We start from the raw sequence: 12,165 nt of genomic DNA on the forward strand, positions 1-12,165 counted from the left end.
TCCGCCGACAGCCAGCCGGCGGCATCCTTCTGGAGGAAGCATGCCCATCGATCGCGTCGACGCCGTCACCGGCCTGGCCAAGCGCCGTGGCTTCGTCTACCCGTCCAGTGAGATCTACGGCGGCACCCGGTCCGCGTGGGACTACGGTCCGCTCGGTGTCGAGCTGAAGGACAACGTCCGCCGCCAGTGGTGGAAGACCATGGTCCAGCAGCGCGACGACATCGTCGGCCTGGACTCGGCGGTCATCCTCGCTCGCGAGGTTTGGGCGGCCTCCGGTCACATCGCGGAGTTCGTGGACCCTCTGACCGAATGCCAGTTCTGTCACAAGCGGTACCGCGCCGACCATCTGGAGGAGGCGTTCGAGGCCAAGCACGGCCGGCCGCCGACATCGCTGGACGAGATCTCCTGCCCGAACTGCGGCAACAAGGGCACGTTCACCGAGCCGAAGATGTTCAACGGCCTGATGAAGACCTACCTGGGCCCGGTCGAGAGCGAGGAGGGCCTGCACTACCTGCGGCCCGAGACCGCGCAGGGCATCTTCGTGAACTACAAGAACGTGGAGACCTCGGCCCGCAAGAAGCCGCCGTTCGGCATCGCCCAGGTGGGCAAGAGCTTCCGCAACGAGATCACCCCGGGCAACTTCATCTTCCGTACCCGCGAATTCGAGCAGATGGAGATGGAGTTCTTCGTCCAGCCGGGCACCGACGAGCAGTGGCACGAATATTGGCTGTCGGAGCGCTTCAACTGGTACCGGGACCTCGGCCTATCCGAGGAGAACCTGCGCCTGTACGAGCACCCGAAAGAGAAGCTCTCGCACTACTCGAAGCGCACGGTCGACATCGAGTACCGGTTCCGCTTCGGCGGCACCGAGTTCGCGGAGCTGGAGGGCATCGCCAACCGGACCGACTTCGACCTGAGCACGCACAGCAAGCACTCCGGCGTCGACCTGTCCTACTTCGACGCGGAGAAGGGCGAACGCTGGGTGCCCTACGTCATCGAGCCGGCAGCCGGCCTGACCCGTGCCGTCCTCGCGTTCCTGCTGGAGGCATACGACGAGGACGAGGCGCCGAACACCAAGGGCGGCGTGGACAAGCGCACCGTGATGCGCTTCGACCGCCGGCTCGCTCCGGTGAAGGTCGCGGTGCTCCCGCTGTCGCGCAACGCCGACCTGTCGCCGAAGGCCAAGGAGTTGGCCGCCACGCTGCGCCAGCGGTGGAACGTGGAGTTCGACGACTCCCAGGCGATCGGCCGGCGCTACCGGCGCCAGGACGAGATCGGTACCCCGTTCTGCGTGACCGTGGACTTCGACACGTTGCAGGACAACGCGGTCACCGTACGGGACCGGGACACCATGAGCCAGGAGCGCATCTCCATCGATCAGGTCGAGCGGTACCTGATCGAGCGGCTTCCCGGCTGCTGATCGTCGCGCCATAGAGGGTCGGGTCCACACGGGCCCGGCCCTTTCGCGTACCCGGGTCCCGACGAGTTTGGCGGGCGGTTACGGGTCCGCCACGCCGAGGTATTGATTGTGATGCCTCCTGCGGTCATGATCTGTTGATCAGGTTGTTTGACATGTGTCAATATTCCCGCAGGAGCGCCCATGCGAAGCTCTGTGCTGTCCGGGCGGCGTCGCGTCCTCGTGACGACCGCCGTCACCGTCCTCGTGACCACCGCCGGCCTGGTGGCCGGGGCGCTGCCCGCCGCCGCGGCCACCGTCACCTACACCGCGCTCGGCGACTCGTACTCCTCCGGCGTCGGTACCCGGACCTACATCTCCGACGGAACCAGCTGCCAACGCTCGACGTACGCGTACCCGGAACTCGACGCCTCCAGCCTCGGCGCGACCCTCACCTTCGCCGCCTGCGGCGGCGCCAAGGTAGCCGACGTGCTCAACACTCAGCTCGGCAGCCTGAACGCCAGCACGACCTACGTCACCGTGTCGGTCGGCGGTAACGACGCCGGGTTCTCCGACGTCATCCAGCAGTGTGCGCTGCCCTGGCCGTGGACCTGTGAGAGCCAGATCGCCAGCGCGGAAGCCTTCATTACCAACACCCTCCCGGGCAGGCTCGACCAGCTCTACACCGCCATCCGGACCAAGGCTCCGGCCGCGAAGGTCGTGGTGGTCGGCTACCCGCGGCTGTTCAACGTCAGCGACTGCCAGTCGCTGGCCCGGATCAGCCCGTCCGAGCAGAGCGAGCTGAACGGCGGCGCCGACCTGCTGGACAACACCATGCACACCCGGGCGACCGCACACGGGTTCGGGTTCGTCGATCCGCGTACCGCGTTCACCGGCCACGCGATCTGCGACAGTACCGAGTGGATCAACGGCCTCTCCAACCCGACCAGCGAGTCGTACCACCCCAACCGCACCGGCCACTCCTCGGGCTACGCGCCCCTGGTGAAGGCGGCGCTGCTGGCCTGACCGCGCCACTGGCTGGCCCGGGCCGGGCGAGCGGAGATCCTCGCCCGGCCCGGGCCGCTGGGTCCGCAACGGCGGCGACGAGGGCCTGTCCTGCGTCCGTTTCTGGCGTCAGCCCAGCGGGCTCGCCGGCCACTGGCTCGGATCCGAGCCGGGCACGTCTTGGTATCCACCCGCGATCCGCAGCACGGTCGACTTGTCGTAGTGGCCCTCCGCGACCAGGTCGGCGACGTGGTCGCCGTAGTCGATGTCGACCTGGAAGATGTTGGCGCCCCCGTCGCCGGGGTACTCCAGGTCGACCGCCGGCTTCCCGGCGATCGTCGTCGGCGGGGCGGACGGTATCGTCCCGCCCGGTTCGAAGGTGACGGTCACCGTCGAATTGCCGACGTGCACGGAGGCCATCGCGCTAGTCCCGGTCGAGGTTTGGAACACGACGTTGCACCCCTCCAACGTCGTACCGGCTGGCACCCAGCTCAGCCGGAACGGCACGGTACACCGCATGACGTGATCGAACGTCACGGCCTCGGCCAGCTTGACGGCGGCCGAGGCATCTCCCGGCGCCTGAATCTCGGCCCACACCCCGCTGAACGGCTGCCACCGCAGTTGCGAGGACAGGTTTCCCCCCACGCTCGTGGTCACCACCGATCCGGATCGGGACCCCACCCGCACCGTGTGCACGTCTCCCGAAAGCGGGTCGATCATGGACCGATCTCTGCTGACCTGTACCTGAACCATGGCCACCGACCCCGTTCCCGGCGCGCCGCCCTGAACGTTCAGCCACTCCAGCCCGTCGACCGACGACCACTGCGCGAGGGTCACCGGTGTGGGCAGCACCGAGGAGGCGATGTCGAAGTGCAGCAGGCCGGGGTTGGCGCCCACGACTTTCGGATTGGCGACCGCCGAGGGCGCGTTGGTGGCCGGCGGCCGGAACGTCGTGAGCGTGCCTTCGCCCTGCACGGGCCTCAGTGTCGGCTCGAGCGACTGCGGCAGCGGCGGCGACGGCACGGTCGCCGACTGCTGCGGCGCCGACGGAGTGTTCGCCGCTGGGTAGCCGCCGGCCGTGTTGTCCGGCCCGCCGTTGACGCTCACGTGCGGTACCACCGCCGCCGTGCCGACGACGGCGACCGCGACCGCCGCGACGCCCCCGCACGCCTGCCAGGCTCGGCGTCGTTTCAGGTACCGCTGCCCCCGCTTGCGGGAGGCGGCGAGCAGGTCCGCGACGTCGACGCCGTCGACGGCCTTGTCATTGAGTGTGGCGATTATCTGATCTTCGATCTGGTTCACCGCTTACTCCTCACAGTGACATCTGCGGACGGCTCACCCAGGCGTTCCCGCAAGGTGGCAAGCGCCCGCATGACATTGGTGCGGATCGTGACCGCAGAGCAGTCGAGGATCGCCGCGATCCTGACGTCGTCGAGATCCTCGTAGTAGCGGAGAACGACAGCGGCGCGCTGCCGGGCGGGCAGGGTCATGATCAGCCGCCACATGGCGTCACGCTCGGCGATGTCGGCGTCGAGAACGTCGGCCGACCTCTCCTCCCGGGCCGGTACACCGACCGTTTCGTGGTAGGACCGGCGACGCCACCAGGAGATGTGCTCGTTGACGAGCATGCGGCGCACGTACAGGTCGGGGTCGTCGGCGCGGGCCACCCGGTTCCAGCGCGCGTACGCCTTGGCCAGCACCTCCTGTACCAGATCCTCGGCCAGTTGCCGCTGCCCGACCAGCAGGCCGGCCAACCGGACGAGCGATGGGCCACGCTGTTGGACGTACTCCTCGAAGGTCACACCTATGAGCACGAGGCGATCCACGCGCTGTGTTGCATCGGCGGGCTGAGTTTCCAGGGTTGCGGGTCGCGGGCGGCGGTCCCCGGCGCGGGGCGGGCCGCAGCAAGCACGGTCAGTGGGTGAAGCCGCCGGGACGCCCGTTGCGGTCGGCGATCAGGCCGGCGAGCGTGGAAATCGCTATCTCCGGCGGGGTGTGCGACCCGATGTTCAGCCCGATCGGCCGGTGCACCCGCGCGATGTCGGCCTCGTCGACGCCGAGGGCGCGCAGCGCCGGCAGGTGCGGCGCCGGGTGCCGGGGGCTGCCCATGACGCCGATCCACCGGGCCGGCAGGCGCAGCGCGTCGCGCAGCACCTCGCCCAACTCGGGCCGGTGGTGGTCGGTGACCACCACGTCCGTCTCACCGTCCACAATGGACTTGTCCAGTGTCGGTACGTCGCCGGTCGGGTCGACCAGCACGGTGCGGTAGCCGAGGTCGGCGCCGAAGTGCAGCAGGTACCGCGCCACCGGCGAGGAGAACACCGCCACCAGGGTACGGTCGCCCGCCGGGCCGGCCGCGTCGCCGTGCGCCAACGCGCACGCTTCGTCGATGGGCTGCATATTCCCGAGGATGCCAGACGTCCGGGCGGAGGTAAATCACTGGTCGGCGGGGGTGCCCCACGGCTTATCCTTGACGGGCCCATGAGCGCTCCCCGTACCGATCCGTCTGACCGCCTGGACCGGCGGCGGGCCGCCGTACCCGAAATCAGCTATCCCGGGGCGCTGCCGGTCAGCCAGAAGAAGGACGACATCCTGGCGGCCATCCGCGACCACCAGGTGGTGATCGTCGCGGGGGAGACCGGCTCCGGCAAGACCACCCAGCTTCCGAAGATCTGCCTTGAGCTGGGCCGGGGGATCAACGGGATGATCGGGCACACTCAGCCGCGCCGGCTGGCCGCCCGTACCGTGGCCGAGCGCATCGCGGAGGAGCTGGACACCCAGCTCGGCGGGGCGATCGGGTACCAGGTGCGGTTCACCGGCCGGGTCGGCGACGACACGCTGGTCAAGGTGATGACCGACGGCATCCTGCTGACCGAGATCCAGCGAGATCGGCAGCTGCGCCGGTACGACACGCTGATCATCGACGAGGCGCATGAACGCAGCCTGAACATCGACTTCATCCTCGGGTACCTGAAGCGGCTGCTGCCCCGCCGGCCGGACCTCAAGGTGATCATCACCTCGGCGACGATCGACCCGGAGCGCTTCGCCCGCCACTTCAGCAAGCTGGACGGCGACGACTTCTCGGACGTACCGATCGTCGAGGTGTCCGGCCGCACCTACCCGGTCGAGGTGCGGTACCGGCCGATCGTCGACGACTCGCCGGACGAGGACGCCGACGCGGAGGAGGGCTCCGGGGTTCGGGACCAGACCCAGGCGATCCTGGACGCGGTCGACGAACTGCGCACCGAGGGGCAGGGGGACATCCTGGTCTTCCTGTCCGGTGAGCGGGAGATCCGGGACACCGCGGAGGCTCTGCGCCGTCGGGACCTACCGCTGACCGAGGTGCTGCCGCTGTACGCCCGGCTGTCCGCCCCGGAGCAGCATCGGGTGTTCGGTTCGCACACCGGGCGCCGGATCGTGCTCGCGACGAACGTCGCGGAGACGTCGCTGACCGTGCCCGGCATCAAGTACGTCATCGACCCGGGCACCGCCCGCGTCTCCCGGTACAGCCACCGCACCAAGGTGCAGCGGCTGCCCATCGAACCCATCTCGCAGGCGTCCGCGAACCAGCGCAAGGGTCGCTGCGGACGCACCTCGGACGGGATCTGCATCCGGCTCTACACCGAGGCGGACTTCGAGGCCCGACCGCAGTTCACCGACCCGGAGATCCTGCGCACCAACCTCGCCTCGGTCATCCTTCAGGCGACGGCGGCCGGGCTGGGCGATGTCGCGTCGTTCCCGTTCATCGACCCGCCGGACCGGCGCAACATCACCGACGGCCTGGCCCTGCTGGCCGAGCTGGGTGCGATCGAGAACGGTCGGCTGACCGGCATCGGGCGCAAGCTGGCCCGGCTGCCGATCGATCCGCGCCTGGCCCGGATGGTGCTGGCGGCCGAGCGCAACGGGTGCGTGCGCGAGGTTCTGGTCATCGCGGCCGCACTGTCCATTCAGGACCCACGAGAGCGGCCGTCGGACAAGCAGCAGGCCGCCGACCAGTCGCACGCGCGCTTCGCCGACCCGGAGTCGGACTTCCAGGCGTACCTGAACCTGTGGGCGTACCTGCGGGAGCAGCAGCAGGACCGGTCGGCCAACCAGTTCCGCCGGATGTGTCGCGCCGAGTTCCTGAACTACCTGCGGGTGCGGGAGTGGCAGGACCTGGACAGCCAGCTGCGCCAGGTGGTCAAGGACCTGGGCATCCCGCTGTCCAGCGCGCCCGAGGAGTCCGCGCGCATCCACCAGTCCCTGCTGCCCGGCCTGCTCTCGCACATCGGGCTCAAAGACCCGGAGACCCGTGAATACCTGGGCGCCCGCAACGCCAAGTTCGCCATCTTCCCGGGTTCGGCGCTGTTCAAGAAGCAGCCGCGCTGGGTGATGGCCGCCGAACTGGTCGAGACCTCCCGGCTGTGGGCCCGGATGGTGGCGCGCGTCGATCCACAGTGGATAGAGGAGCACGCCGGGCACCTGGTCAAGCGGACCTACAGCGAGCCGCACTGGGAACGCAAACAGGCCGCGGTGCTGGCGTACGAGCGGGTCACCCTGTATGGCCTGCCGATCGTGGTCGGGCGCAAGGTGAACTACGGGCGCATCGACCCGCCGTTGTCCCGGGAGCTGTTCATCCGCAACGCCCTGGTGGAGGGCGACTGGCAGACTCACCACCAGTTCTTCCACGAGAACCGGGAACTGCGCGAGGACGTGGAGGACCTGGAGCACCGGGCCCGCCGCCGCGACATCCTGGTCGACGACGAGACTTTGTTCGACTTCTACGACCGGCGCATCCCCGCCGACGTGGTCTCCGGGCGGCACTTCGACAGCTGGTGGAAGAAGGCCCGGCGCGAGCAGCCGGACCTGCTGTCGTTCTCGGCCGCTCTGCTGGTGAACGAGTCGGCTTCGCTGGTCGACCCGCGGGACTACCCGGACACCTGGCGGCAAGACGGTCTGGAGCTGCCGCTGACCTACCAGTTCGAGCCGGGCTCCGGTGTGGACGGGGTGACCGCCCAGGTGCCGCTGCCGGTACTCAACCAGATCGGGGTGGACGCGTTCGGGTGGCAGATCCCTGGACTGCGCGAGGATCTGGTCACCGCGCTGATCCGGGGCCTGCCCAAGCCGATCCGCCGGGAGTTCGCGCCCGCCCCGGACCACGCCCGGGCGGCGCTGTCCGGCCTGACGCCGTACGCCGAGCCGTTGCTGGACGGGCTGGAGCGGGAACTGCACCGGCTGACCGGCGTGGTGGTGCCGCGCGAGGCGTGGCAGCTCGACCGGGTACCGGACTACCTGAAAATGACGTTCCGGATCGTCGACGACAAGGGCGCCACGGTCGCCGAGGGCAAGGACCTGGCCGCCCTCAAGCAGCAGTTGCGCCCCCGGACCCAGGCCGCGATCGCGGCTGCGGCCGGCAACATCGAGCGCTCCGGGCTGCGGTCCTGGACGATCGGTACGCTGCCCCGGATCTTCGCGCAGCAGCGGGGCGGGTACCCGGTGAAGGCGTACCCGGCGCTGCGCGACGAGGGCGACTCGGTCGCGGTACGGCTGTTCGACACCGAGGACGAGGCGGCCTACGCGATGTGGCGCGGCACCCGCCGGCTGCTCACCCTGAACGTTCCCGCGCCGGTGAAGGCGCTGCAGGGCCGGCTGTCCAACCAGGCGAAGCTCGCGCTGAGCCGCAACCCGCACGGCAGCGTGCCGGCGTTGATGGACGACTGCGTCGCCGCCGCCATCGACGCGCTGATGGTCGAGGCCGGCGGGCCGGCCTGGGACGCGCAGTCCTATGCCGCGCTGGAGGATCGGGTGCGTGCCGGGCTGGGCCGCACCCTGGTCGAGGTGGTGGAGCGGGTCGGGCCGGTGCTGACCGCGGCGTACGAGGTCTCCCGCCGGCTTGCCGGCACCACCAACCTGGTGCTCGTCGTGTCGCTGACCGACGTCCGCGACCAGCTGGGCCGCCTGGTGTTCCCGGGCTTCGTCGAGGCGACCGGAGCGGCGCGGCTGGCCGACCTGCCGCGGTACGTCCTGGCCATCGACCGCCGGCTGGACAAGCTCGCCGAGAACCCGGGCCGGGACCGGGAACGGACTCAGGCGGTCCAGCGGATCGAGCGGGAGTACCGCGACCTGCTCGACCAGGTACCGGCGGGTCATCCGATCCCCGAGGGGCTGCGCCAGGTGCGCTGGATGCTGGAGGAGCTGCGGGTCAACTACTTCGCGCAGGCGCTCGGCACGCCGTACCCGATCTCGGAGAAGCGGATCACCCGCGCGCTGGACGACCTGTCGGCGTGAGCCGCGCTTCAGGGCGCACTCTTGCGTGTTGTACCCGCTACTGAGCGTGCTCGCAGGTAGCGTGGACAGCGTCATGCGCTCCGGTCCGGTCATCTACGCCTTCGATGGCAGTCCCGCCGCCGAGCACGCGCTGCGCGAGGGCGCCGCGGTGTTCGCCACCCGGCATGCCCTGGTGGTCTCCGTCTGGGAAGCGGGAATCGGGTTCCAGGTCTCGGCGCTGCCGGTGCGCGCGTTCGAGGCGCCGGCCGCGCCGCTGGATTCCGGCGACGCGTTCCAGGTCGATGAGGACATGCACGACGCCGCCCGGCGCACGGCCGAACGCGGTGCGCAGCTGGCCCGGCAGGCCGGGCTGGCCGCCGACGCGATGGCCGCCGCCGACCAGGAAACGGTGGCCGACACTCTGGTGCGGCTCGCGCGGGAACTTGATGGTCAGGCGATCGTGTTGGGCTCGCACAGCCGCGGGCCGATCAGCAGCAGATTTCTGGGAAGTACCTCCCGTGACGTCCTCGAACATGCGACCTGTCCGGTACTCGTCGTGCGTCACGAGTCGAAACCGGACCACAAGGCGCAGGGCAAGCGACCGCTCGACGAGCGTTAGAGCCTGTTGCCAACAGGCCCTTAGTCGAATTAATCGCGCGCCGTGAGCGACAGCATCGCTCGCGGCTCGTTGGTCTCTTCGTGTCTCACTGATGCCTGAAATCGGCGAAGTTGCTGTTCGCTAATGATGAGCCGATGTTAGCTTTACCCCAGTTGTGCCCGTACCAGTTGATTGGGGATGATTTGCCTTGGCAACCATTGGGCGGGATCTTCAGACCGGATCCGTGACGTCGGGGGCGGAAGGTGCCGCGGTGCTCTCCGCTGCCGCAACGACAACCGCTGCCGCAACCACATCCGCCGGCGCGACGGCATCTGCCGGCGCCACGACAACGACCGGCGCCACGACAGCCGTTGGCGCGGTGGCATCCCGAGACGCGACGGGATCCGCCGGCGCGATGGCATCCGACAACACGCTTGACCTCTACCGCGCCGCGGTCGCCGACCTGCTGACCGCCGTCGACGGCAACGCCGGGCCGGACGGCGTGGTGAGGGTGGCCGGCACCATCCACGAGCACCTCGCCATGGCCGCGATGAACGACGTGCTGTCCCGCACGCCGGGCGGTCCGCAGACCGTCGCGCAGACGCTGTTGCGCGAGATCTGGAATTTCCGGCCCGACGAACACGGGCCGATGTCGCTGCTGGCCACCTGGATGCGGGTGTACCTGCAGTCGCAGGTCGACGTCGCGTGGTGGGGGCACCTCGACCCGTACCTGACCCGGGCCGATCTGGTCAACTCGCACGATCTGGCCAGCCTCGCCGCGCTGCGCCGGCAGGGTGCACTCCGCTTCCGCTACCGCCGGCAACCCCGGGGGCTGCCCGGTCGCGCGTTGCGCAAGGCGGAGCGACGGGTGTGGCCGCACCGGGTGCCGCACACCGCCGGCATGCGGTTCCCGTACGCCCGACCGGAGGCGGTGGCCTGGCTCAACGCGCTCGGCGTCGAGTTCCGGGCGGCCTGCGGCGACGCCGCCGCGCCACCGTTGTGGGTCAACAGCATGGCGCGCACCATCGAGCACCAGAACCACCTGCGTGGCCTCGGCTACCTGACCGTGCTGCCCAGCGCGCACTGCGTCGGGTACGCGATGGATCTGGAGATGACCTGGATGCGCCGGTTCAACGCGCACACCGCGCTGCAGCGGATCCTGTTCGAGCACCTGGCGACCGGTGAGGTCAACGTCATCGACGAGGGTCAGGTCTGGCACGTGTGCCTGAGCCCTGCCGCCGTCGCCCGGCTGCGCCGCGACACCGGCGAGACCCCGGCCGGCTGACATGTGCGGCATCGTCTTGGCCGCTGGGCCGGATCCGGACCGCGCCGAGTTCCAGCACCTGATGGAGTACCTGGCGGGCCGGGGCGAGGTCGAGGAGATGCTGGCCGAGGACGGGCTGTTGGCCGGGGTGCACCGGCTGCGCATCGTCGACCGCCAGCGGGCGGTCCAGCCGTGGCGCAGCCGGGACGGCCGGCTGGTGCTGTGCTACAACGGCGAGGTCTTCAACCACCGGCAGCTGCGCGCCGAACTGGCGGCCGGCTGCGGGCCGGCGCGCTCGGAGAGCGACACCGAGGTGGTACTGGAGGCGTTCCGCCAGTGGGGACCGGAGGCGGTGGGCCGGTTCCGCGGGGAGTTCGCGTTCGCCATCGCGGAGCGCGACACCGGCGACGTGTACCTGGCCCGGGACCCGCTGGGGGTCAAGCCGCTGTACTGGTCGCGGGCCCGTGGCCGGCTGTATGTCGCCTCGGAGGCCAAGGCACTGGTTCCGGTCGGTGCCGCGATCCGCGAGGTACCGCCCGGCCACCACGGCTGGTCGCGGCGGCAGGGCGAGCCGGTGCTGAGCCCGTACGCCGACCTGAACCGGCTCGGCGAGAGCCAGCCGCGCGTCGACGATCCGGATGAGGCCGCGAAGTTGGTCCGGGCGGCCATCGAGGACAGCATCCGGGTCCGGGTCGACACCGACCTGACTGTCGGTGTCATCCTCTCCGGCGGCCTGGACAGCTCACTCACCCTGCTGACCGTGCGCGAGGCGCACCCGGACTGCGTGGCGTTCACGGTCGGCACCCCGGACAGCCCGGACCTGGCCTACGCCCGGCGGCTGACCGCCGAGCTGGACGTACCGCACGAGGTCATCGAGCTGCGACCACGCGACGTACGCGCGGAAGAGATCCGTGAGGCGATCCGGATGGCGGAGCTGACCGAGTACGGCGACATCATCAACGCCGTGGTGTCGGTGCCGCTGTTCCGGCGGGTGCACGAGACCGGCGTGAAGGTCGTGCTCACCGGCGACGGTTCGGACGAGCTGTTCGGCGGGTACCCGATGTACCACGAGGTCGGGCCGGCCTCGGCCCGCCGGCTGTTCCTGCACAAGATTGCCAACCTGTACCGCACCGAGCTGCAACGCGTCGACCGGACCAGCATGGGCCAGGGCGTGGAGGCGCGGGTACCGTTCCTCGATCTGGCGCTCGTCGAGCTGGCTATGCGCCTGCCGGTGGAGCTGAAGGTGCGCGACGGCCAGGAGAAGTGGATAGTCCGCCAGGCGTTCGCCGATGTGCTGCCCGACTACATCCGCACGCGCCCGAAGAACCCGATGTCCTACTCGACCGGCCTGCATGACCGGGCCCGGCTCTACAAGCCGCGGTTCGCCCGGCTGCACCGGGAGATGGGCTACGACCTGTTGGAGCCGATCCGCCGGGACTTCGACAGCGTCCTGATGAAGTGCGGCAACGACCTCGACCGGGCACTCGGCCAGATCGCGGCGCGGCAGGACTACACGCTGCTGGAGCACGCCCGGGACCTGGCCGGCGCGCTGCGCTGGAACGCGCGGGCGATGATGCGCCGCAAGGCGATGGCGACGGTACCGCCGTCCGCGCCGCCGGCCGACCGGACGGTGGAGCCTTCAGTCTGAGCGCAGCC

General features: G+C 69.8%; 9 protein-coding genes. 6 read left to right on the plus strand and 3 right to left on the minus strand.

Translation table 11 applies throughout. From position 1 onward, the window contains the following. Nucleotides 1-40 precede the first annotated feature (40 nt). Together Raf01_RS43540 and Raf01_RS43545 are read left to right on the plus strand one after the other, a co-directional pair. Nucleotides 41-1,420, plus strand: a complete 1,380-nt coding sequence (locus tag Raf01_RS43540; RefSeq protein ID WP_203924021.1) for a glycine--tRNA ligase — start codon at nt 41-43, stop codon at nt 1,418-1,420. A 180-nt stretch (nt 1,421-1,600) separates the two neighbouring features. Continuing rightward, nucleotides 1,601-2,422: an SGNH/GDSL hydrolase family protein gene (locus Raf01_RS43545; protein ID WP_203924022.1), complete on the plus strand. Its 822-nt coding sequence runs from the start codon at nt 1,601-1,603 to the stop codon at nt 2,420-2,422. A gap of 108 nt (nt 2,423-2,530) precedes the next feature. On the opposite strand, the gene Raf01_RS43550 is transcribed toward Raf01_RS43545, so the two are convergent. The 3 genes from Raf01_RS43550 to Raf01_RS43560 form a co-directional block, all read right to left on the minus strand. After that, nucleotides 2,531-3,703 carry a hypothetical protein gene (locus Raf01_RS43550; RefSeq protein WP_203924023.1) on the minus strand — a complete coding sequence of 391 codons (1,173 nt, stop codon included), beginning with the start codon at nt 3,701-3,703 and terminating at the stop codon, nt 2,531-2,533. Continuing rightward, complete coding sequence (locus Raf01_RS43555) at nt 3,700-4,203, minus strand: SigE family RNA polymerase sigma factor (RefSeq protein WP_203924043.1); 504 nt, start codon at nt 4,201-4,203, stop codon at nt 3,700-3,702. Before Raf01_RS43555 ends, Raf01_RS43550 begins: the two co-directional genes overlap by 4 nt. A 112-nt stretch (nt 4,204-4,315) precedes the next feature. After that, nucleotides 4,316-4,801 (minus strand): XdhC family protein, encoded by a 486-nt coding sequence (locus Raf01_RS43560; protein ID WP_203924024.1) that lies wholly within the window; start codon nt 4,799-4,801, stop codon nt 4,316-4,318. Between Raf01_RS43560 and hrpA the strand changes: the two genes are divergently transcribed. The 4 genes from hrpA to Raf01_RS43580 all read left to right on the plus strand — a co-directional run bounded on the left by hrpA (nt 4,766) and on the right by Raf01_RS43580 (nt 12,157). Beyond that, complete coding sequence (gene hrpA, locus Raf01_RS43565; RefSeq protein ID WP_373319759.1) at nt 4,766-8,668, plus strand: ATP-dependent RNA helicase HrpA; 3,903 nt, start codon at nt 4,766-4,768, stop codon at nt 8,666-8,668. The two genes, Raf01_RS43560 and hrpA, sit on opposite strands and share 36 nt — an antisense overlap. A 46-nt stretch (nt 8,669-8,714) precedes the next feature. Beyond that, nucleotides 8,715-9,266 carry a universal stress protein gene (locus tag Raf01_RS43570; protein WP_203924026.1) on the plus strand — a complete coding sequence of 184 codons (552 nt, stop codon included), beginning with the start codon at nt 8,715-8,717 and terminating at the stop codon, nt 9,264-9,266. Nucleotides 9,267-9,660: 394 nt separating this feature from the next. Then, nucleotides 9,661-10,530: a DUF5715 family protein gene (locus tag Raf01_RS43575; protein WP_203924027.1), complete on the plus strand. Its 870-nt coding sequence runs from the start codon at nt 9,661-9,663 to the stop codon at nt 10,528-10,530. A gap of 1 nt (nt 10,531) precedes the next feature. Then, entirely contained in the window at nt 10,532-12,157 is a 1,626-nt protein-coding gene (locus tag Raf01_RS43580) for an asparagine synthetase B family protein (RefSeq protein ID WP_203924028.1), read from the plus strand. Nucleotides 12,158-12,165: the final 8 nt, after the last annotated feature.

The organism is Rugosimonospora africana, from assembly GCF_016862975.1.
In the GTDB taxonomy this organism is placed as follows: Bacteria; Actinomycetota; Actinomycetes; order Mycobacteriales; family Micromonosporaceae; genus Rugosimonospora; species Rugosimonospora africana.

Bases quoted from the DNA above. Each gene is read 5' to 3' on its own strand.
- Raf01_RS43560 (WP_203924024.1), bottom strand. From the start codon at position 4,801: ATGCAGCCCATCGACGAAGCGTGCGCGTTGGCGCACGGCGACGCGGCC.
- Raf01_RS43540 (WP_203924021.1), top strand. From the start codon at position 41: ATGCCCATCGATCGCGTCGACGCCGTCACCGGCCTGGCCAAGCGCCGT.
- Raf01_RS43575 (WP_203924027.1), top strand. From the start codon at position 9,661: ATGGCATCCGACAACACGCTTGACCTCTACCGCGCCGCGGTCGCCGAC.
- Raf01_RS43545 (WP_203924022.1), top strand. From the start codon at position 1,601: ATGCGAAGCTCTGTGCTGTCCGGGCGGCGTCGCGTCCTCGTGACGACC.
- Raf01_RS43580 (WP_203924028.1), top strand. From the start codon at position 10,532: ATGTGCGGCATCGTCTTGGCCGCTGGGCCGGATCCGGACCGCGCCGAG.